Origin of the sequence: Streptomyces sp. NPDC093801 (assembly GCF_040701585.1) — a bacterium.
GTDB lineage: Bacteria > Actinomycetota > Actinomycetes > Streptomycetales > Streptomycetaceae > Streptomyces.
In genome coordinates, this window is the sequence record NZ_JBFBDP010000040.1 from 1 (window position 1) to 23,023 (window position 23,023).

The following is a 23,023-nucleotide window of genomic DNA, read 5'->3' on the forward strand; positions in this document are numbered from 1 at the left end:
ACCGCGGACGGTGGTGACGGCGGCGAGGGAGGCACCCCCGTCGCCCCGGGCCCGGCCGGGGGTCCGGCGGCCGCCGTCTCCGTATCCGTTCTCAGGCCCGGGTCACGCCCGCTTCTTGAACGTGGAGACCGCCCACACGTAGCCGAGGAGGGCGAGCCCGACGCACCAGGCGACGGCCGCGAGCGCGTCGCCGCCCGAGGGGTGGCCGGTGAGCAGCCCGCGCAGGGTCTCGATGATCGGGGTGAAGGGCTGGTACTCGGCGAACTGCCGGATGCCCGTGCCCATGGTCTCCGCGGGGACGAACGCGGTGCTGAGGAACGGCAGCATGATCAGCGGGACGGTGGCCAGGCCGGCCGACTCCACGGTCTTGGCGGCCAGGCCCGTGGCGACGGTGAGCCAGCCGGCCGCGAAGCTCAGCAGCACGATGACGCCGACGACGCCGAGCCAGTCGAGGGCAGTGGCGGCCGGGTCGAAGCCCATCGCGAAGGCCACGCCGATGATGGCGGCGCAGGCCACCAGGCAGCGCACCGAGGTGATGACGACGTGTCCGGTCAGCATCGCCCCGCGGGAGACGTCCATGACCTTGAAGCGGTTGATGATGCCCTTGGTCATGTCGTCGTTCACGGCCGTGGCGGTGGCGCCCAGACCGTAGCTGATGGCCATCACGAGCAGGCCGGGCGTGGCGTAGTCGACGTAGTCCTCGCCGACGCTGAAGGCGCCGCCGAACACCCCGACGAACATGAGCATGATGATGATGGGGAACAGGACCGCGTTGAAGACCGTGACGGGGTTGCGCACGGTGTGCTTCAGGTTGCGGCGCAGCATGATCGCCGAATCGGCCAACGGCGTCGAGACCGTGCTCACTGTGCGATCGCCTCCTTGCTGGTGTGCTCGGTGCCCGACTGGTCGGTCAGGGCGAGGAAGACGTCGTCGAGGTCGGGGCGCTGTACGGAGAACTCCTGGGCGTCGAGCGCGTGCGCGTCGAGCCGGTCCAGCAGGGCCCGCACCGAACGCGTCTCGCCGTCGCCGGGGACGCGCAGGGTCAGCTCCTCCTCGTCCCGGACGGCCTCGGTCAGGACCCGGGCCGCGGCGTCGAGTTCGACGACGTCGGCGAAGCGGAACCGGACGTGGGTGCCGGGGATCTGGCGCTTGAGCTCCTCGGGGGTGCCCTGGGCGACGAGCCGGCCCTGGTTGAGGACCGCGATGCGGTCGGCGAGCTGGTCGGCCTCCTCCAGGTACTGCGTGGTGAGGAAGATGGTGGTGCCCTCGGCCACCAGCTCGCGGACGATCCCCCACATGGTGCGCCGGCTGCGCGGGTCGAGGCCCGTCGTCGGCTCGTCCAGGAAGATCACCTGCGGGTTGCCGACCAGGGTCATCGCCAGGTCCAGCTTCCGGCGCATACCGCCGGAGTAGGTCGAGGCCTGCTTGTCCGCCGACTCCGCCAGGTCGAACCGCTCGAGCAGTCCCGTGACCACCCGGCCGCCGTCGCGCACGCGCTTCAGGTCCGCCATCAGCTGGAGGTTCTCCCGGCCGGACAGCAGCTCGTCGACCGCGGCGAACTGGCCGGTGACGCCGATGGCCCCGCGCACCCGCCTGGTCTCGGTCGCCACGTCGTGCCCGGCGACGCGCACCGTGCCGGCGTCGGCCTTCATCAACGTCGTCAGGACGTTGACCGTCGTCGTCTTGCCCGCCCCGTTCGGGCCGAGCAGGGAGAAGACCGATCCCGCGGCGACGTCGAAGTCGATGCCGTCGAGCACGACCTTGTCACCGTATGCCTTGCGCAGCCCTGAAACTGCGATCGCTGAACTTCTCATGCCTCCACTTTCCTCTCCGGGCCTGTCATCCACCTGTCACGCCCCTGACACGGCGCTGGAGTCCGTCTCCGCTGATCAGAGGGACTGCGCCGCGATCACGTCGAGGACCTCCCGGCCGGCGTCGACCAGGTACATGTGGTCGCCGGGGAACTCCGCATAGGTGAAGCCGGCCGTGGTCGCCGCCTGCCACTGCCGGGCCTCCTCCTCGGTGACCAGACCGTCGACGGCCCCGCGCAGCGAGCAGATCGGCACGGCCAGCGGTACGTCGGTGCTCGGTACGTAGCTCTCGTGCATCTCGCAGTCGGCCTGGAGCACGGGGAGGATCAGCTCGCGCATCTCCGGGTGGTCCAGGGCCTCGTGCCGGAACCCGGCGAACTCCTCGACCCGGGCGAGGAACTCCTCGTCCGGGAGCCCCGCCGCCCGCCGCTCGCGCTGGGTCCACGGGCCCGGCGAACCGCTGACGACCAGCCCTTCGACCCGCACCCCGCGCTCGCCCAGCAGGTGGGCCAGCTCGTAGGCGAGGACCGCGCCCAGGCTGTGCCCGAACAGGACGGTCCGCGCCCCTTCGCCGAGGTCGGCGACCACGTCGTCGATGCAGCCCTTGGCCGCCTCGAAGACGTCGCGGTACGGCTCCTCCATGATCCGCCGCTCCCGCCCCGGCAGCTCGACCGAGGTCACGCGCCACCGGCCGGCGGCCAGCTCCCGCCAGGGGTGGAAGAACGAGGGGCCAGCTCCGGCGAAGGGCACGCAGAGCAGTGTGGTTTCCGTCATCGCGACCAGCTCCGATCATCCGTCCGGCGGTGTGTCATGCCAGGTCCGCCAGCTTCCGGTTGAGGACCTCGAAGACCTCGGACACGGGTCCGGGGAGGTTCATCTCGTGGTGGGTGGCCGCCACGTCGTGCTCCTCGATGGTGCCGAGGACGTAGGGGCGCCACAGATGGGCGTACATCTCGTCCTTGAGGGTGGCGTGGAAGAAGACGACGTCGCCGTCGTAGACCGGGGACTCCCAATCCATCATCAGGTTCGTGTTGTTGGCGAGGACCCTGGACATGTTGTCCAGGAACTCCTGCTGGTTCCCGGTGCCGATGTACTGGCCGAAGAAGTCCTCGAGCTCGTCGCGGTAGTCCTCCACCGTCTTGTTGCGGTGGATCTCCGACCAGCCCTGGCCGCCCGGCTGGGAGTCCAGGATCGCCGTGAGGGCGATCTCGTGGCCGCGCCGGGCGAGGCCCGCCGCGACGGCCTGGACGAGGGTGCCGCCGTAGGACCAGCCGACCAGGTTGAAGGGGCCCTCCGGCTGGATCTCCAGCATCTCCCCGATGAAGTGGTCGACCATCTCGTCGATGGACTCCACCAGCGGGGCCCGACCGTCGGCGCCGCGGGACTGGAGGGCGTAGGCCTGCCGGCCCTGCACGTGCGTCACGAAGCTGAAGTACGCCCAGCCCAGGCCGCCTCCGCCGTGGAAGAACCACAGGGGCTTCCGGCCGGTGCCGGGGTCGCTGTTGAGCGGCAGGACGACGCCGAACGGGTCGGCGACCTCGTCGGGAACGGCGCCGGCGAGCAGCAGCGCGGCGAGCTCGGCCACCGTCGGGAACTTGATGATCGTCCTCAGCGGCAGCTCGACGTCGAAGTCCTTGCGGATGCGGACGCTGAGGCGGGTGGCGAGCAGCGAGTGGCCGCCGAGGGCGAAGAAGTCGTCGTCGACGCCGACGTCCTCCCGGTCCAGCAGTTCGCGGAAGACGGCGGCCAGCCTCTCCTCGTGGGAGTTGCGCGGCGCCCCGCCGGCCGGGGCGGGGGCGTGCTCCGCGGGCAGGGCCTGCCGGTCGAGCTTGCCGTTGGGGGTCAGCGGGATCCCGGCGAGGGGGATCAGCGCGGACGGCACCATGTACTCCGGGAGGCGTTCGCGCAGGTGGGCGGTGAGCTCCGGGAGCAGCGCGGCGGCCCCGCCGGCGTCCGCCTCGGGCACCACGTAGCCGACGATGCTCTTGTCGCCGTGCCGGTTCTCGCGCACCACGACGGCCGCCTGCGACACGGCGGGGTGTCCGGCCAGCACGTGCTCGATCTCGCCGAGCTCGATCCGGAACCCGCGGACCTTGACCTGGTGGTCGGTGCGGGCGATGTACTCCAGCTGCCCCGCCTTGTTCCAGCGCACGAGGTCGCCGGTGCGGTACATGCGGGCGCCGGCGGGGCCGAACGGGGAGGGCACGAACCGCTCGGCGGTGAGCTCCGGACGGTCCTGGTAGCCGCGCGCGAGTCCGTCTCCGGCGATGTACAGCTCGCCCTGCACCCCGCGCGGGACCGGGCGCAGCCGGGCGTCGAGCACGTAGACCTGCGTGTTGCCGATCGGCGTGCCGATGGCGACGCCGGCGCCCGCCTTGAGGGGGGCCGTGGTGGACCAGGTGGTGGTCTCCGACGGGCCGTACCAGTTGCCGGCCTCGGCGGCCTGTTCTGCGAGGGTCTCGGCGAGGCGGACCGGGACGGCCTCCGCGCCGGTGATGATCCGCAGGCCCCGGGCGGCGTCCGGCTCGTGGGTGAGCAGCATCTGCCAGAAGCCGGGGGTGGCCTGGACGACGGTGACGTCGTGGCGGCGCAGCAGGGCGACCACGGCCGACGGGTCGGTGACGGTCTCCTTCTTCGCCAGGACCATGGTGGCGCCGGAGACGAACGGGAGGTACAGCTCGGTGTTGGCCATGTCGAAGGAGACGGTCGTGCTGAACAGCATCCGGTCGGCGGCGGTCATCGGGAACCGGCGCCCGGCCGCGGCCAGGAAGTTGGCCACCGCGCCGCGCGGGACAGCCACGCCCTTGGGGGTGCCGGTCGAGCCGGACGTGTAGATGACGTACTGGGTGTTGTCCGGGCGGACGGTGACCTCGGGGGCGGAGTCCGGGTAGCGCCCGTAGTCGGCGGCGGCCAGGGCGTCGGCGTCGAGCACGAGCGCCGGCCCGGCCTGTTCGAGGACGAAGTCGATGCGCGAGCGCGGGTGGTCGGGGTCGACCGGTACGTAGGCGCCGCCGGCCTTGACCACGGCGAGCAGGGCCACCGGCAGGTCCGCGGTCCGCGGCAGGCAGACGGCGACCAGGGACTCGGGCCGCACACCGCGGTCGACGAGCCAGTGCGCGAGGCGGTTCGAGCGGGCGTCCAGCTCGCGGTAGGTGAGCGTCTCCTCCTCGGAGACGAGGGCGAGGGCGTCCGGGGCGGCCTCGGCCCGCCGGCGGAGGGCCTGCACCAGGCCGCCTTCGAGGGTGGGCTCGGCGGTGTCGTTGGCCTCGACGAGCAGCCGCTCCCGCTCGCCGTCGACGAGGACGTCGACGTCGCCGATGCGGGCCTGCGGGTCGGCGGCGAGCTGCTCCAGGACGCGGGCGTAGCGGGCGGCCATGTCCTCGACGGTGTCCCGGTCGAAGAGGTGGGTGGCGTAGGAGATGTCGCCGCGCAGGGCGCCGGTCTCGTCCGTGGTCATGCTGAAGAACACGTCGACCTGGGTGGTCGCGAGGAGGGCCTGCCGGTACTCGACCGCGAGGCCGTCGAGTTCGAGGGACCACTTCTCGGTGTTCTGCCAGCCGCACATCACCTGGAAGAACGGCCGGTAGGCGGCGGAGCGGTCGGGGTTGAGCCGTTCGACCAGCACCTCGAAGGGCACGTCCTGGTGCTCGTAGGCGGCCAGTGCCTTGTCGCGCACCTGGGCGAGCAGTTCGGCGAAGGTCGGGTCTCCGGAGAGGTCCATGCGGATGACCAGGTTGTTGACGAAGCATCCGATCAGGTCGTTCAGCGCCTCGTCGGTGCGGCCGGCGATCGGGGTGCCGACCGGGATGTCCTCGCCGCCGCCGAGCTTGCCCAGCAGCACCCCGAGCGCGGCCTGCATGACCATCGACATGGTCAGCCCGCGCCCGTCGGCGAGCCTCTGCAGTCCGGCCATCACCTCGGCGGCGACGGGGATGGGCACCGCGTCGCCGTCCGTGCCCGCCTCGACGGAACGGGGGCGGTCCAGCGGGAGGTTCAGCGGCTGCGGGACGCCCTCCAGCTCCCGCCGCCAGTAGGCGATCTGCTGCGCGCCGAGGCTGCCCGGGTCGTCCAGGTCGCCGAGGACCTCGCGCTGCCACATCGTGAAGTCCTTGTACTGGACGGGCAGCGGCTCCCGGTCCGGGGCCCGGCCGGCCCGGCGCGCGTTGTAGGCCGCGGCCAGGTCGCGGGCCAGCGGCGCGCCCGAGCTGCCGTCCGAGGCGATGTGGTGGACGACCAGGACCAGGACGTGCTCCTCGGGTCCGGAGCGCAGCAGGCGGGCCCGCAGGGGGATCTCCGTCTCCAGGTCGAACCAGTGCGCGACGGTCTCGTCGACGGCGGCGGACACGTCCTCGGGGGCCACCTCGGCCACCGGCACCCTGACCTGCTCCAGCGCCCGCTCCAGCGGCAGGACGAGCTGGTACGGCTCTCCGTCGTCGTCCGTCAGGTAGATGGTGCGCAGGATCTCGTGCCGGTCGACGAGGTCGCGGAGCGCGGCGAGGAGGGCGTCCTCGTCCAGTCGCCCGGTCAGCCGGAACGCCGAGGAGATGTTCCAGGTCTCCGCACCCTCCAGCTGGTGCAGGAACCATGTGCGGCGTTGCACGAAGGACAGCGGAATCATTGCTTCACTCCTCATACGAACATCTGGCGCAGACTGGGGCGACGCGGGACGGCCGATTCCTCCAGCCACGGTGCGAGCGCGGCCACCGTCGGCAGGTCGAAGATCTTGCGGATGGGTATCTCCAGCCCCAGCTCGGTCCGGGCGCGGCTGATGAGCCGGGTGGCGAGCAGGGAGTGCCCGCCGAGCTCGAAGAAGCCGTCGTCGATGCCGACCCGCTCCAGCCCGAGCACCTCGGCGAACAGCGCGACCAGCGCTTCCTCGCGGGCGGTGCGGGGCGCGCGGTAGGGGGCGCCGGTGAACTCCGGCTCGGGCAGGGCGGCCCGGTCCAGCTTGCCGTTGGGCATCAGCGGCAGCCGGTCCAGGAGCACGACGGCGGAGGGCACCATGAATTCGGGCAGCCGCTCGGCGGTGAACCGGCGCAGCTCCTCGGCGTCCGTCGCGCCCGAGGGGACGGCGTACGCGACGAGCTGCCTGCCGGAGCCGGACGCCGCCGGCCGGGCGATGACGGCCGCCTGGGCGACGGCGGGGTGCGCGGTGAGCGCGGCCTCGACCTCGCCGGGCTCGACGCGGAAGCCGCGCACCTTGACCTGCGCGTCCGCGCGGCCCGCGTACTCCAGCCGGTCCTCGCCGTTCCAGCGGGCCAGGTCGCCGGTGCGGTACATGCGCGCGCCGGCCGGGCCGAACGGGTCGGCCACGAAGCGGTCCGCCGTCAGGTCGGCGCGGCCCTGGTAGCCGCGGCCCACGTTGCCGCCGACGTACAGCTCGCCGACCGCCCCCTGGGGCACCGGTGCCAGGTCGGGTCCCAGGACGTAGGTCCGCATGTTCCCGAGCGGGGTGCCGACGGGGGCGCTGCCGGCCCGGTCCGCGGCCGTGCCGGAGACGGTGTGGGCGGTGGCGTAGAACGACTCGCTCTGCCCGTAGGCGTTGACGACCCGTACGCCCGGGAAGGCACCGCGCACCTTCTCGACGAGCGAGGAGGGCAGGGCCTCGCCGGCGAAGACGACCGTCTCGACGGCGGTGCGGCCGGCAATGCCGTCGACGAGTTCGGCGAAGGCGGAGGGGACGGTGGAGATGACACCGCCGCTCCAGCCCTCCTTCCGCTCGCCCAGCACCAGGACGTCCCGGACCAGTTCGACGACGCCGCCGGCGGCGAGGGTCGTGAAGATCTCGAACACCGAGACGTCGAAGTTGACGGACGTGCCCGCGAGGAGCCGCTTGCCGGGCTCCATCCCCACGCGGGAGGCGAGTTCCAGCACGCCGTTGACGATGTTCGCGTGGGTGATGGCGACGCCCTTGGGCGTGCCCGAGGAGCCGGAGGTGTACATCACGTAGGCCAGCTGGTCCGGGTGGGGCGGCCGGGCGGGCCCGGGGGCGTCCCCGGCCGGGCCGAGCGTGTCGAGGAGGAGGTCCGGGGCCTCGTGCTCCGGAAGCGCCCCGGCCGTCGCGGTGTCCGTCAGGACCAGGCGCGGGCGCGCCTCGGCGAGGATGGCCGCCAGGCGGCGGCTCGGGTACCGGGGGTCGACCGGAAGGTAGGCGCCGCCCGCCTTCAGGACCGCGAGCAGTCCGACGACGAGCTCCGCGGTCCTCGGCAGGGCCAGCGCGACCAGCGACTCCGGTCCCACGCCGCGCCGGGCGAGTTCGCCCGCCAGGCGGTCGGCCCGGGCGTTCAGCTCGCGGTAGGTGAGGGACTCGTCCCCCGCGACCACGGCGGGCGCGTCCGGGGTCCGGGCGGCCTGCGCCTCGACGAGGCCGCCCACGGTGGTGTCCGGGGTGGGCACGGCCGTGTCGTTGAAGGCGGAGAGCAGCCGGTCGCGTTCGGCCGGCTCCAGGACCTCCAGCTGTGCGGCCTTGAGCTCCGGGGAGGCCGCCACCTGCCGCAGGACGCGTACGAGGCGGTCGGCGATCACCTCCACCGCGTCCCGGCCGAAGACGCCCGGCGCGTACTGGAAGATCAGCTGGAGGTGCGGGTCGGCCGCCGCCATCAGGGCGAGCGGGTAGTTGGTGGCCGTGGCCGGGCGCAGGCCCGTGAAGGCGATGCCGTCCGCCGCGGTGCTCGCGGCGGCGAGGCCCTCGCGGTCGACGGGGTAGGACTCGAAGACGAACAGCGTGTCGAAGAGGGTCTGCCGGCCGACGGCACGCTGGACCTCGGTGAGTCCGCGGTGGTGGTGGTCCAGCAGGCCGGCCTGCCGGTCCTGGAGCCGGGTGAGGATCTCGGCGAGGGTGTCGCCGGGCGCGTACGCGAGGCGTACGGGGAGGGTGTTGATGAACATGCCGACCATGGCGTCCACGTCCGTCACGGCGGGCGGCCGACCGGAGACGGTCGCGCCGAACACCACGTCCCGGCGGCCGGTGAGCCGGCCGAGCAGCAGCCCCCAGGCGCCCTGGACCAGGGTGTTGACGGTGACGCCCAGCTCGGCGGCGCGCACCGCCAGGGCCCGCGCGTCCTCGGCCGGGAGCGGCACGTCGAGCTGTTCGACGCCCTCGTCCCCGATGCCCTCGGCGCCGGGGGCGAGCAGGGTGGGGTCCTCGACCCCGTCGAGCTCGGCCGTCCACGCCCGGGCGGACTCCTCCTCGTCCTGCCGGGCGCGCCAGGTCAGGAACGCGCCGAAGTCGGGGGCCGCGGGGAGGGCGGCCGGGTCTCCGCGGGAGCCGTAGAGCAGCAGCAGGTCCCGCATCAGCAGGGGTGTGGACCAGCCGTCGAAGAGCACGTGGTGGGAGGTCATCACGAGGTCGGCGCGGCCGGGTCCGGTGACGACGAGGGACAGCCGGACGAGCGGCGGGGCGTCCACGGCGAAGTGGGCGGCACGGTCCTCGACGAGGAACCGCTCGAACGCCTCGGTGCGCCCGGCGGCGTCGGCGCCGGTCAGGTCGAGGTACTGCCAGGGCAGGTCCACGCCCCCGGCCGGCACCACCTGGACGACGTCGCCGTCGGCCCGGTCGACGTACGCGGCACGGAGGTTGGGGTGGCGCTCCAGCAGGGCCTGTCCGGCCCAGCGCATGCGCTCCGGGTCGACCTCGCCGGAGAGGTGGAACACCAGCTGGTTGTGGTAGGGGTCGAAGGAGCTTCCGGCGAGCTGCGTGTGGAAGAGCATCCCGGACTGGGTCGGGGTCGCCGGCCAGATCTCGGCCAGCCTGCCGTAGCGGGCCTCCCAGGTGTCGATCTCCTCCTGGCCCACGCCGACGAGGGGCGCGTCGGACGGGGTCAGTCCGCCGGCGCCGGGGGCCGCGGCGTGCCGGGCCAGGGCGGTCAGCGCCCGGACCCACAGGCCGGCCAGCTCGGCCACCTCCTCGCGGGGGAGCACCCCGGCGGGGAAGGCGAAGGTGGCGGTCAGCTCGGTTCCGCCGGGGGCGGGGACGGCGGCCGCGCCGATCTCCAGCGCGGAGGCGGCGGGCGGCTCCGCGTCCGGTGCGGGGACCGCCTCCGGGTGGGCGGGGTCCCCGGGCAGGTCGGCGCCGGGGGTACGGTCGAGGTAGGTGAACCCGATCCGCGGTGCGGGCCGCCCGGCGGGGGCCCGGTGTCCGACGCCGTGGCCGGCGACCGCCCGCACCTGCTCCTTGACGGCCTTCAGGGCCCGGCCGGCGGCCGGACCGCCGTCGAAGGCGTCCGCGAGGTCGATGCCGGACACGTCGAGGCGGGCCGGGAACTCGGCGGTGAGCCAGCCGACCGTGCGTGAGAGGTCGGCGCCGGGCACCACGTGCTCGGCACGGTCCCGCCCCTCCAGCCGGACCGGCACCGGACCGCCGGGCAGGCCGCGCGTCTCGCGCAGCCGGGCCAGGGCCAGCGCCAGCGCGGTGATCAGGCCGTCCTCGGTACCGGCGCGGTACGCCGAGGGCAGCGGGCCGAGCAGGTCCGCCGTGACGTCCGCGGGGACCGTGACCCGCACCGTGTCCGTGCCGGCGGCGACGTCGTCGCGGACCGGGTCGGGCCGGCGGGTCCCGAGGAGGAAGTCCTCCTCGTACGCCGCCTCCTGCGGCTCGGGCGGGGCGGTTTCGGCGGCCCGGTCGGCCAGGGCGTGGGCCCAGCGGCGGTAGGAGGTGCCGGTGCGGGGCAGCACCGGGGTGCGGCCCTCGCGCGCCTGCTCCCAGGCGCTGACCAGGTCCGCGAGGAGGATCCGCCAGGAGGGGCGGTCCGCGACCAGTCGGTGCGCGACGAACAGCAGCCGGTCGCCGCCCGTGCCGGAGGTGAGCCGGACGAACTGCGTCATGACGCCCGCGTCCGGGTCGAGGCGGCCCGCGGCGGCGTCGAGCTCGGCCCGGACGTCGCCGCCGTGGACCTCCCGCAGCAGGGCGTCGGCGTCCACGGCGGCGGACGGCTCGACGAACAGGCCCGGCTCCTCGCGGTCGAGGCGGGCGCGCAGGACGTCGTGCCGGTCCAGCAGGGCCCGTACCGCCGCGGCCAGTTCCGCGCGGCCGGTGCCCTCGGGCAGGGTGAGCACCCTGGCGGTGCACAGCCGGCCGATGCCGCCGCCGTGGGCGAGGAGGCGTTCGGCCTCCGGGGGCAGCGGGGCCCGGCCGACGGCGCCTCCGGGCAGCTCGGCCAGGGCCGGGGTCTCCTCGTCCCGCCCGGCCACCAGTTCCGCGAGCCGGGCGACCGTGCGGTGCTCGAAGATCTCCCGCACGGTGATGACCGTGCCGCGTGCCTTGGCGCGGGCGACGACCTGGATGGAGCGGATGCTGTCCCCGCCGAGGGCGAAGTAGTCGTCGTCTATGCCGACCCGTTCCAGGCCGAGGACTTCGGCGAAGAGGTCGCACAGGGCCTCCTCGCGCGGGTTGCGCGGCGCCCGGCCGGTCGAGACCCGGGCGTAGTCCGGTACCGGAAGGGCCCTGCGGTTCAGCTTCCCGTTCGGGGTGAGCGGGATCCGCGAGAGCGGCACGATCGCGGTGGGCACCATGTAGTCCGGCAGGCGCCCGCGCAGGTATTCGGGGAGCTCGGCCAGCAGCGGGCCGAGCGTCTTGGCGAGGGAGGGGTCGTTCGCCCGGATCCGCCCGGCCGCGCCGCCGGCGGCGGCGAAGGCACCGGTGACGGTCCGCGTGCCGGGCTGCGGGGCGGGCAGCAGGACCAGGTCGAAGCGGCGCGCGTCGGCACCGGACCAGGTGACGACCGCGTCCCGGCCGTGCGCCAGGGCCGCGCGGCGCAGTTCCTCCGGGTCGGCGGGCGCGGCGGCCGGGGCGTGCTCCGGGTCGAGGACGCCCGCCGTGACGGCGGCGGCGGACTCCTCGGCGAGGCGCGCGTTGGGGATCCCGGTCACGCGCACCGGGCCCGAGCGGTCCACCGTCAGCGCCCGTTCGGCGAGGTCGTCGGGTCCGCTCCACGGCACGGCCGGCACTCCGGCCAGGTCGAGCGCCCCTTGCGGCTCCTTGTGCAGGACGACCTCGTAGCGGTGCCGGGTCAGCTCGTTGTGCGCCGACGCCGCCTTCAGCCGGATGTCGACGCCGACGGGGCGGCCCTGGGCCCAGTCGGTGAACCACTCGGGGGCGACGACCAGTTCCCGTTCGGCCAACAGGGCCTTCTCCACGAGGCTGCGCAGTTCCTCGGGCGCCGCGTAGGGGTGCGCCGCGCGTTGCGTGGCGGTGAGCAGCATCCGCAGCGTGGCGGCGTTGCGCACGTCGCCGACGATCACCCGGCCGCCGGGGGCGAGCAGGTCGAAGGCGGCGCACAGCACCCGGTCGAGGTAGCCGGCGTTCGGGAAGTACTGGACGACCGAGTTGAGGACGATCGTGTCGAACGTGCCCCGGGGCAGCCCGGACACGTCGTCCGCGGCCTGGGCGCCGAGCCGGACCCGCTCGCCGTGGCCGGCCTGGTCGGCCTGCCGGCGGACCCGGTCGACGACGGTGGCCGAGATGTCGGTGCCCCAGTACTCCTCGACCTCGCCGACGATCTTCGCCAGCAGCAGGCCGGAGCCGACACCGATCTCCAGCACCCGGCGCGGCGCGTACCGCAGCACCTGCGCCACCGCCGCGTCCTGCCACTCCAGCATCTGCGCGCGCGGGATCGGCTCGCCGTCGTAGGAGGAGGTCCACAGCTCGAAGTCCTCGCCGAGCGCCTCGTCGCCCGATTCGGCGTAGGTCTCGTCGTAGACCTGGCGCCACTCGTCGACCTGGCCGTCGGCGTCGGCGGCCGCGGCCTCCGGGTCGGGGACCACGTAGCCCACGAGGCGCTTGTCGTCCTCCCGGTCCTCCCGCACCACGACCACGGCCTGGGCCACGGCGGGGTGCGCGGCCAGGACGTTCTCGATCTCGCCCAGTTCGATGCGGAAGCCCCGCACCTTCACCTGGAAGTCGGTGCGTCCGAGGTACTCCAGGCGGCCGTCGGCGGACCAGCGCACGAGGTCGCCGGTACGGTACATACGGGTGCCTGCGGGGCCGAACGGGCAGGCCGTGAACCGCTCGGAGGTCAGCCCGGGCCGGCCCTGGTAGCCGCGCGCCAGGCCGTCGCCCGCGATGTACAGCTCGCCCTGGACCCCGCGCGGGACCGGGTTCAGCCGGGCGTCGAGCACGTACACCTGCGTGTTGCCGATCGGGGAGCCGATCGCCACGCCGGCCCCGCCCTCGACGCGCGCCAGGGTGGACCAGATGGTGGTCTCGGTCGGGCCGTACACGTTGAACACCTCGGCGGCCGCGTCGGCCAGCGTCCCGGCGAGCCGGGCCGGGAGGGCCTCGCCGCCGGTCAGGACCCGCAGGCCCCGGGCGGCGTCCGGCTCGTGCTGGAGCAGCACCTGCCAGAACGCCGGGGTGGCCTGGACCACGGAGACCTCGTGGCGGCGCAGCACGGCCGCGACCTCGGACGGGTCGGAGAGGGTGTCCTTGCCCGCGAGGACGACGGCCGCGCCGTGGACCAGCGGGAGGTACAGCTCCAGTGCCGCGATGTCGAAGGAGACCGTGGTGACGGCGAGCCACCGGTCGGCGGGTGACAGCGGGACGGTGCGGCCCATCGTGGCCAGGAAGTTGTCCAGCGCCCCGCGCGGGACGCTGACGCCCTTGGGGTTGCCGGTGGAGCCCGAGGTGTAGATGACGTACGCGGTGTTGTCCGGAGAGACGCGCGGGGCGGGCGCGGCGGCGGGGTGGCCGGCGGCGTCGAGGGCGCCGGCCAGCGTCTCGGCGTCGAGGACGAGGGCCGGGCGCGAGTCGGCGAGGATGTAGTCGATCCGGGACTGCGGGTGTTCCGGGTCGACGGGGACGTAGGCCGCGCCGGACTTGAGGACCGCCAGCAGGGCGACGACGAGTCCGGCCGAGCGGGGCAGGCGGACGGCCACCAGGGATTCGGGGCGCACCCCGCGTCCGGTCAGCCAGTGCGCCAGCCGGTCCGCCCGCGCGTCGAGTTCGGCGTAGGTCAGGGACTCGTCCTCGCCGATGACGGCGAGGGCGTCGGGCATCTCGCGGGCCTGCCGGGCCACGGCCTCCACCAGGCCGGGCTCCAGGGTCGGCCCGGCGGTGTCGTTGGCGGTCTCCAGCAGCCAGGCGCGCTCGTCCCGGCCGAGGACGTCGAGCTCGGAGAGGCGCAGGGCGGGGTCGGCGACGGCCTGTTCCAGGATGCGGACGAACCGCTCGACAACGGCGACGGCCGTGGGGTGGTCGAACAGTTCGGCCGCGTACTCCAGGCGGCCGTGCGCGCGCCCGGTGGCGTCCGGGACGATGTTGAAGAACAGGTCGAACTTGGCGGTGTCGGTGCCCAGGGCGACGGGGGTGACCCGCAGGCCCGGCATCTCGATCTCCGGCCAGACGAACTGCCAGGCCAGCATGGTCTGGAACAGCGGCTGGTAGGAGGTGGAGCGGTCCAGGCCGATCAGTTCCACGAGCCGCTCGAAGGGGACGTCCTGGTTGTCGTAGGCGGCCAGGGCCTTGTCCCGGGCCTGGTCGAGCAGCTCGCCGAAGGACGGGTCGCCCGACAGGTCGGCGCGCAGCACCCAGGTGTTGACGAAGAACCCGATGAGCTCGCCGAGGGCTTCCTCGGTGCGCCCCTCGATGGGGCTGCCGATCGTGACGTCCTCGCCGCCGCCCAGCTTCTGGAGCAGGACGGCGAGCGCGGCCTGGGCGGCCATGGGGGTGGTGGCGCCGTGCTCGGCGGCGAGTTTCCCGAGACGGGCGACGAGTTCCGGTTCCAGCTCGAAGGAGACGTGGCCGCCGCGGTGGCTCGCCACCGCCGGACGGGGGCGGTCCAGGGGGAGGTTCACCGGCTGCGGGACGTCGGCCAGCTCCCGGCGCCAGTAGTCCAGCTGGCCCGCCGCGATGCTCCGCGGGTCGTCCTCGTCGCCGAGCAGCTGCTGCTGCCACAGCGTGTAGTCCTTGTACTGGACGGGGAGCGGCTCCCAGTCCGGCCCCTTCCCGGCGTGGCGGGCCGCGTAGGCCTCCATCAGGTCCCGCAGGAACGGCCCCATCGAGGCGCCGTCCGCCGCGATGTGGTGGAAGACGAAGGCCAGGACGTGCTCCTGCGGGGCGACGCGGAAGACGGTCGCCCGCAGGGGCAGTCCGGTGTCCAGGTCGAAGGGCTCGGCCACGGCGGCGCGCAGCGCGGCGTCCACGGCGTCGGCGGCCGCGTCGGTCACCCGGAACTGCGGGTCCGCCTCCTTCGGCGGCAGGATCAGCTGCTCGGGCGTGCCGTCCGCGTCCTCCGCGATCAGGGTGCGCAGGCTCTCGTGCCGGGTGACGACGTCGCGCACCGCCGCGGCCAGGGCCCGCGTGTCCAGCGGCCCGTCGAGGCGCAGGACGAACGGGATGTTGTAGGTGGCGGTCGGGCCTTCCAGGCGGTGGAGGAACCACATCCGGCGTTGCGCGAAGGACAGCGGGATCATCGACGGTTCTCCGATACGGTCATCTGGCCCAGTCGGGGGCGCAGCTGCGGGCGGTTCGACTCGGCCAGTTCCGCGATCTGCTCCGCCAGCCCGGCGACGGTCGGGTTGCGGAACACCGTCGTGACCTTCACGTCGACGTCGAGGGCGCTGCGGATGCGGCCGGTGAGCCGGGTGGCCAGCAGCGAGTGCCCGCCGTGGTCGAAGAAGTCGACGTCGATGCCGATCTCCTCCACGCCCAGCAGCTCGGCGAACAGCCGGCACAGGGTTTCCTCGGTGGGGTTGCGCGGGCCCCGTCCGGGCTCGGTCCGGGCGGGGAGGTCCGGTGCGGGCAGTGCCTTGCGGTCGAGCTTCCCGCTCGGCGTGGAGGGGAGCTCGGCGAGCGGTACGACCGCGGAGGGGACCATGTACTCCGGCAGGTGCTCGCGGGCCAGGTCCGTCAGGGCCGCGGGGTCGAGCCGGTCCGGGGTCCGGCCGGCCGCCGGGACCGCGTACACGACCAGGCGCTGGTCGCCGGGGCGGTCCTCGCGGACCAGGGCGACGGCTCCGTCGACGTCCGGGTGCGCGGCGATCACCTGCTCGATCTCGCCGAGTTCGATGCGGAAGCCGCGGAGCTTGACCTGGAAGTCGGACCGGCCGATGTACTCGACCTCGCCGTCCCCGTTCCAGCGGACGACGTCCCCGGTGCGGTACATCCGGCTGCCCGGCGCGCCGAACGGGCAGGCGACGAAGCGCTCCGAGGTGAGGCCGGTCTGGCCGAGGTAGCCCCGGGCGAGCCCGGTGCCGGCCAGGTAGAGCTCGCCCGCGACGCCGGGGGCGACGGGGCGCAGCGCCGCGTCGAGCACGTACACCTGCGTGTTCCACACGGGTGCGCCGATCGGCACCCGGTCCGCGCCCGGCACGTGCCGGTGGGCGGTGACCTCGACGGAGGCCTCGGTGGGGCCGTAGAGGTTGTACACCCCGAGGTCCGGGAGGAGGCCGGAGACCTTGTTGGCCAGGGCGGCCGGGAACGCCTCGCCGGCGACCTCGATCCAGCGCAGGCTGTCGCAGTCCTTGGCCGAGGGCTCGTTGGCGAAGGCCTCCAGCAGGGAGGGCACGAAGTCCGCGCCGGTGACCCGCTCGCGCCGGACCAGGTCGGCGAGGTAGGCCGGGTCGCGGCGGCCGTCGGGGCGCGCGATGACCACGGCGGCGCCCACCTGGAGCGGCGCGAAGATCTCCGGCACCGAGACGTCGAAGCTCGCCGTCGTGCTGAGCAGGACCCGGTCCTGCGGGCCCACGTCGAAGTGGGACAGGCCCCACTCCAGCCGGTTCATGATCGCCCCGTGGGCCACCTGGACGCCCTTGGGGCGGCCGGTGGAGCCGGAGGTGAAGATGACGTACGCGGCGTGGTCCGGGGACAGGGCGCGCCCGGGGTCCGTGTCCGGGTATCCGGAGACGTCCGGGAGGTCCGCGTCGAGCACGAGCAGCGGGTCCGCGCTCTCCAGCACGAGCCGGACCCGGTCCTCGGGCAGCTCGGTGTCGACCGGGACGTAGGCGGCGCCGGCCTTCACCACGGCGTAGACGGCGACCATCAGGTCCACGGAGCGGGGGACCTTCACGGCGACCAGCCGCTCGGGGCCCGCGCCCTGCTCCACGAGCCAGTGCGCCAGGCGGTTGGCGCGGCGGTTGAACTCGGCGTAGGTCAGGGTCTCGTGCTCGCCGATCAGCGCCACCCGGTCGGGCCCGCGCCGGACCTGGGCCTCGAAGGCTCCCGGGAGGGTGTCCGCCGTGACGGGGTGCGCCGTGTCGTTGACCCCGGCGAGCAGCCGGTGCCGCTCCTCGTCCGACAGGACGTCCACGGCGCCGACGGGGGTCCGGGGGTCCTCCAGCATCCGGTCCAGCACCCGCACGAGCCGGGCGGCGAGGACCTCGGCGGCGTCGCGCTCGAAGAGGGTGGTCTGGTAGTCGAGGGAGAGCCGCAGGTAGGGGTCGGAGGAGTTGAGGGTGAGCGGGTAGTGCGAGCCGGCGAAGGGCCGGATGGCGTCGATCGTGAAGCCCGCCGACTCGTTGGCCTCGACGATGCCCTCGCGGTCGATCGGGTAGTTCTCGAAGACGACGATGGTGTCGAACAGGGAGGGCAGCCCGACACCGCGCTGGATGTCGGCCAGGCCGTAGTAGTGGTGGTCGAGCAGGGACACCTGCCGGTCCTGGAGGCCGGTGACGACCTCGGCCAGGGTGTCGGCCGGACGGCAGCGGACGCGGGTCGGCAGGGTGTTGATGAACAGGCCGACCATCTCGTCCGAGCCGGCCAGGTCGGCCGGGCGGCCGTTGACGGCGGCGCCGAACACCACGTCGTGCTGTCCGGTCAGCTTCGAGAGCAGGACCGCCCACGCGCCCTGGAGGAGGGTGTTCAGCGTGACGCCGAGTTCGGCGGCGCGGCGGGCGAGCTCGCGGCCCCTGTCGATGGAGAGCGGGACCTCGACGCGGCCGAGGGCCTCGGCCTCGCCCCGGGCGGTGCGGTCGGCGGCCACCAGGGTGGGCTGCTCGAAGCCGTCGAGCTCCTCCTTCCACCGGGCGGCGGAGGCCTCCCGGTCCTGCCGGGACAGCCAGGCGAGGTAGTCGCCGTAGCCGCGGACCGGGGGGAGCTCCTCGTCGCCGGCGTAGAGGCGGACCAGGTCCTTGATGACCAGCGGCGAGGACCAGCCGTCGAAGAGGGTGTGGTGGGCGGTGACGATGAGCTTGGAGCGCTGCGGCCCGCAGGTGAGCAGGGCCAGGCGGATCAGCGGCGGCCGCGCGGGGTCGAGCTGGTCGGCCCGGTCGGCGGCGAGGGCCGCGTCGAGCGCGGCGTCCTGCCCGGCCTCGTCGCTGCCGGTCAGGTCGAGGTGCCGCCAGGGCACGGCGACGTGCTCGGCCACGATCTGGACCGGGTCGCCCCCGGCGGTGGCGAGGAACGCGGAGCGCAGGTTCGGGTAGCGGTCGAGGAGCGCCTGCCCGGCCGCCCGCATCCGCGCCGGGTCCACGGGTCCGGACAGGTGCAGCACGAACTGCATGTGGTAGACGTCGAAGGTGCCGTCGGCGAGGGCCGCCTGGAACTGGATGCCGGACTGGCCGGGGGCCTGCGGCCAGACCTGCACCAGCCGGCCGTGGCGCTCCTCCCAGCCGTCGATCTCGTCCTGGCCGACCGGGACCAGCGGGGCGTCGGAGGGCGTGAGCCCGCCGATCCGCGGGCGGGCGGCGTACGCGGCCATGCCGTGCAGCACCTCGACCCACAGGGCGGCCAGCGCGGAGGCCCGCTCGCGGGAGAGCACGCCGGTGGGGAACATGAACACGGTCTGGAGGCGGGCGCCCTCCGCGGTGTCGGTGACGACCGAGTTGACCTCCAGCGCGGACAGCGCGGGCAGGTCCGGGTCGGGCACCGGGATCAGCTCGGAGGACCAGCCGGAGGGGGCCCAGCCCTGGCCGCGCAGGTGCTCGGGCACGTCGGCGTCGGAGATCCGGCCGAGGTAGTTGAAGCCGATCTGCGGGGCCGCGTAGTCCTCCAGCTGGACCGCCGTCTCCTCGTTCAGCCAGCGCAGCAGGCCATAGCCGAGGCCCTTGTCCGGGACGCCGCGCAGCTGCTCCTTGACCAGCTTGACCGCCTGTCCGGCCGCGGGGCCGCCGGCCAGGACGGCGTCCAGGTCCACGCCCCGCACGTCGACCCTGGCGGGGTACATGCTGGTGAACCAGCCGACGGTCCGGGAGAGGTCGGCGCCGGGGACGGCGTCCTCCTCGCGGCCGTGGCCCTCCAGCCGGACCAGGGTCGAGCGGTCGTCGCCGCGCCAGCGGTTCACCGCGAGGGCGAGGGCGGCGAGCAGCACGTCGGTGCCGGTGCCCTTGAACGCCGCGGGGAGCCGGGTCAGCACGGCCTCGGTGACCTCGGCGGGCAGCTGCACCCGTACGGTGTCGAGGGTGGACATCACGTCCACGGCCGGGTCGAAGGCGCGCTCGCCGAGCGGGAGGTTGGCGGACTCCAGTACGTCGCGCCAGTGGTCCAGCTCCTCCTCCCGCTCCGGGGAGAGCGCCTCGGACTCCAGGGCGGCCGCCCAGCGGCGGGCGGAGGTGCCGACGGCGGGCAGGTCGGGGGTGCGGCCGGAGCGGACCGCCTGCCAGGCCTCGGCGAGGTCGGACATGAGGATGCGCCAGGAGACGCCGTCCACGACCAGGTGGTGCAGGACCACGAGGAGCCGGCCCTCGCCGGAGTCCGCGGCGAACCAGACGAAGTCCGCCATTGTCCCGGCCTCGGGGTCGAGCCGGCCGGCCGAGGCGTCCAGTTCCGCCGTGGCGGCCTCCAGCGCCGCGGGGTCGTCCCACCCGCCGGCGACGGGGACGCGGCGGACCAGGTCCGCGGCCCGTACGGAGCCCTGCGGGCGGACGACGAGGGAGGGCTCCCCGCCGTCGCGCACCAGCCGGGAGCGCAGCAGGTCGTGGCGGTCCAGCACGGCGTCGAGCGTCGCGGCCAGCCCGGCCGCGTCGATGCCCCGGGGCAGGTCCAGCACGATCGACATGGCGAAGCGGTTCAGCCCGCCGCCGTGCTCGAACACGTGCCGGGCCACCGGCTGGAGCGGCATCGGGCCGACGCCGCCTCCGTCGAGCTCCGCGAGGACGGGCACCCGCTCGCCGCGGTCGGCGGCCGCCTCGGCCAGCCGGGCCGCCGTGCGGCACTCGAAGATCTCCCGCGTGGTGAGGTCCAGGCCCCGGGCCCGGGCCCGCGCCACGACCTGGATCGACCGCAGGCTGTCCCCGCCCACGGCGAAGAAGTCGTCGTCGACGCCGACCCGGTCGACCCCGAGCACGTCCGCGTACGCCGCGGTGATGATCTTCTCGGCCTCGGTGCGCGGCTCCCGGTAGGCCTCGCCGAGGAACTCCGGTTCGGGCAGCGCCGAGCGGTCCAGCTTGCCGGTCGGGCCGAGCGGCAGCCGGCCGACGGCCACGAAGGCCGAGGGCACCATGTAGTCGGGCAGCCGGGCCGCGGTGAACCGGCGCAGCTCGGCGGCCGAGGCGCCGGCCTGGACGTCCACGTCGCCGATGCCGCCGGCGCCGTCGTCGCCGACGGCCCCCTCGCCGGTGTGGACCACGTAGGCGACGAGCCGCTTGCCGCCCGAGGGCGCCTCGCGGCCGATGACCACGGCCTCGCTGATGCCCGGGTGCGCGGTGAGCGCGGCCTCGACCTCGGCGGTCTCGATGCGGAAGCCGCGCACCTTGACCTGGCCGTCGCCGCGGCCGACGCACTCCAGCTCGCCGTCGGCGTTCCAGCGGGCCAGGTCGCCCGTGCGGTACATCCGCTCGCCCGCGGGGCCGAACGGGTTGGCCACGAAGCGCTCGGCGGTCAGGCCGGGGCGGTCGTGGTAGCCGCGGCCGAGGCAGGTCCCGACCACGTACAGCTCGCCGATCACGCCCTGCGGGACCGGGGTCAGGCCGGGGCCCAGCACGTAGGCGCGCATGTTCCCCAGCGGGGTGCCGATGGGCGCGACCTCGCCGCGCTCCCACTCCCCGGACGCCGCGACGGAGAACGCGGTGGCGTAGAAGCTCTCGCTCTGCCCGTAGGAGTTCACGATCTGCGCGCCGGGCAGGGCCTCGCGCACCTGCCGCACCAGCCGGGCCGGGAGCACGTCGCCCGCGAAGACGACCGAGCGCACGTCGGGCGCCTTCTCCAGGTGGCCCACCAGCTCGCCGAGCACCGAGGGGACGCCGCTGAGGACGTGGCCGTCCCACCCGTCCCGTTCGGCGAGGGCCAGCGCGTTCGCCACGACCTCGGCGGTGCCGCCCGTGGACAGGGTGGTCAGCAGCTCGAAGACCGAGACGTCGAAGTTGACGGAGGTGCCCGAGAGCATCTTCCATCCGGGCGGCGCGTCGAGGACGCGCACCAGTTCCCGTACGCCGTTGACCACGCTGCGGTGGGTGATCGCCGCGCCCTTCGGCTTGCCCGTGGAGCCGGAGGTGTACATCACGTACGCCAGGTTGTCCGGGGCCAGCGGCGCGGTGCGGGCGGCGTCGTCCGGCGCCCCCTCGGGCGCGGCCTCCCAGGCGGCGCGGTCGTCGAGGTTGACGGTCGGAACCTCGTGCTCCGGCAGTTCCCGGGCGGTCGCGGTGTCCGTGAGCACGAGCCGCGGGCGGGCCTCGCAGAGCACGGTCCGCGCCCGTCCGGCGAGGTACTGCGGGTCCACCGGCACGTAGCCGGCACCGGACTTGAGGATGCCGAGCAGGCCGGCGACCAGGTCCTCGGTGCGCGGCAGCGCCAGCACCACGAGGTCCTCCGGGCCGGCGCCGCGACGGATCAGCTCCCACGCGACGGTGTTGGCCCGTTCGTCGAGCTCGCGGTAGGTCAGCGTCCGGCCGTCGCACACGAGCGCCGGGGCGTCCGGCGTCCTGGCCGCCTGCTCCTCGAACAGCTGCGGGACGGTCCGTGCGGGCAGTGCGGCGGCGGTGTCGTTGAACCGGTCGAGGAGCAGCTCGCGCTCGGCGTCGTCGAGGACGTCGACGGCGCCGACGGTACGGCCCGAGTCGGCGGCGAGGGCGCCGAGCACGCGCACGAACCGGGCCGCGAGGGTCTCGACCGTGCCCCCGTCGAACAGGTCGGTGGCGTACTCCAGGCGGACCTCCGCCCCGCCCGAGGCGTCCGGGATCATGTTGAAGAACAGGTCGAACTTGGCCGTTCCGGTCTCCAGCGTCTCGGACTCGGCGGTGAGACCGGCGAACTCCAGCTTCCCCAGGGGCTCCTGCCAGGCGAGCATCACCTGGAAGAAGGGGTGGTAGGCGGTGGACCGGTCCGGGTTGAGCAGCTCCACCAGCCGCTCGAAGGGGATGTCCTGGTTGTCGTAGGCGGCCAGCGCCCGGTCCCGCACCCGCAGGAGCAGCTCGCGGAAGGTCGGGTTCCCGGAGAGGTCGACGCGCAGCACCCAGGTGTTGACGAAGAAGCCGACGAGGTCGCGCAGTTCCTCGTCGGTACGGCCGGCGATGGGCGCGCCGATGGGGATGTCGTCGCCGCAGCCGAGGTGGTGCAGGAGCACCGCCAGCGCCGAGTGCATGACCATGGAGACGGTGATGTCCTGCTCCGCGGCCAGCTTCTCCACGGCGGCGAGCAGAGCGGGTTCGACCGGGAAGCGGACCAGTCCGCCGTCGGGGCCCGTGCGCTTGGGGCGCGGGCGGTCCGTCGGCAGGGCCAGCGGCTGCGCCATGCCGTCCAGGGCCTCGCGCCAGTACGCCAGCTGTCCGGCGGCCAGGCTGTCCGGGTCCGTCTCGTCGCCGAGCACGTCCTGCTGCCACAGCGTGTAGTCCGCGTACTGGACGGGGAGCGGCTCCCACGCGGGGGCCGCTCCGTCCCGGCGGGCCGCGTAGGCCCCGGCGAGGTCGCGCAGCAGCGGCCCGAGGGACTCCCCGTCCAGGGCGATGTGGTGCACCACGAGCACGAGGGTGTGCTCGCCCGGGCCGGTCCGCAGCAGCGTGGCGCGGATCGGCGCGTCGGCGGCCAGGTCGAAGGTCTCCTTGGCCGCCCGGTCGACCGCCGCCGCCCGCTCCTGCGGGGCGATGTCGAGGACCGGCAGGCCGAACGTCTTCTCCCCGGACGCCAGGACCCGCTGGTGCGGGATCCCGTCGTCGCCCTCGACGATCACCGTGCGGAGGACCTCGTGCCGGTCGACGACGTCGCCGAGCGCCGCCTCGAGCGCGCCCGCGTCCAGCTCACCGGTCAGCCGCAGGGCGAAGGCGCCGTTGTAGGTCGGCGAGGGGCCATCGAACCGGTCCACGAACCACAGCCGGCGCTGCGCGAACGACAACGGGATCATTGTGTCTCC

General features: G+C 74.2%; 6 protein-coding genes. All 6 read right to left on the reverse strand.

The window, feature by feature from the left end; genetic code table 11:
* Window positions 1-102: 102 nt before the first annotated feature.
* The 6 genes from AB0469_RS34300 to AB0469_RS34325 all read right to left on the reverse strand — a co-directional run bounded on the left by AB0469_RS34300 (window position 103) and on the right by AB0469_RS34325 (window position 23,014).
* Window positions 103-864: an ABC transporter permease gene (locus tag AB0469_RS34300; protein ID WP_366455405.1), complete on the reverse strand. Its 762-nt coding sequence runs from the start codon at window positions 862-864 to the stop codon at window positions 103-105.
* Window positions 861-1,814 (reverse strand): ATP-binding cassette domain-containing protein, encoded by a 954-nt coding sequence (locus AB0469_RS34305; RefSeq protein ID WP_366455406.1) that lies wholly within the window; start codon window positions 1,812-1,814, stop codon window positions 861-863. Before AB0469_RS34305 ends, AB0469_RS34300 begins: the two co-directional genes overlap by 4 nt.
* Window positions 1,815-1,889: 75 nt before the next feature.
* Entirely contained in the window at window positions 1,890-2,585 is a 696-nt protein-coding gene (locus tag AB0469_RS34310; protein WP_366455408.1) for an alpha/beta fold hydrolase, read from the reverse strand.
* A gap of 34 nt (window positions 2,586-2,619) precedes the next feature.
* Window positions 2,620-6,429, reverse strand: coding sequence for an amino acid adenylation domain-containing protein (locus AB0469_RS34315; protein ID WP_366455410.1), 3,810 nt, complete (start codon window positions 6,427-6,429; stop codon window positions 2,620-2,622).
* Window positions 6,430-6,440: 11 nt separating this feature from the next.
* Window positions 6,441-15,218 carry an amino acid adenylation domain-containing protein gene (locus AB0469_RS34320; protein WP_366455411.1) on the reverse strand — a complete coding sequence of 2,926 codons (8,778 nt, stop codon included), beginning with the start codon at window positions 15,216-15,218 and terminating at the stop codon, window positions 6,441-6,443.
* Window positions 15,215-23,014, reverse strand: coding sequence for an amino acid adenylation domain-containing protein (locus tag AB0469_RS34325; RefSeq protein ID WP_366455412.1), 7,800 nt, complete (start codon window positions 23,012-23,014; stop codon window positions 15,215-15,217). Before AB0469_RS34325 ends, AB0469_RS34320 begins: the two co-directional genes overlap by 4 nt.
* Window positions 23,015-23,023: the final 9 nt, after the last annotated feature.

Coding starts and splice junctions, on each gene's coding strand:
- AB0469_RS34310 (WP_366455408.1), bottom strand. CDS start 2,585: ATGACGGAAACCACACTGCTCTGCGTGCCCTTCGCCGGAGCTGGCCCC.
- AB0469_RS34315 (WP_366455410.1), bottom strand. CDS start 6,429: ATGATTCCGCTGTCCTTCGTGCAACGCCGCACATGGTTCCTGCACCAG.
- AB0469_RS34320 (WP_366455411.1), bottom strand. CDS start 15,218: ATGATCCCGCTGTCCTTCGCGCAACGCCGGATGTGGTTCCTCCACCGC.
- AB0469_RS34325 (WP_366455412.1), bottom strand. CDS start 23,014: ATGATCCCGTTGTCGTTCGCGCAGCGCCGGCTGTGGTTCGTGGACCGG.
- AB0469_RS34305 (WP_366455406.1), bottom strand. CDS start 1,814: ATGAGAAGTTCAGCGATCGCAGTTTCAGGGCTGCGCAAGGCATACGGT.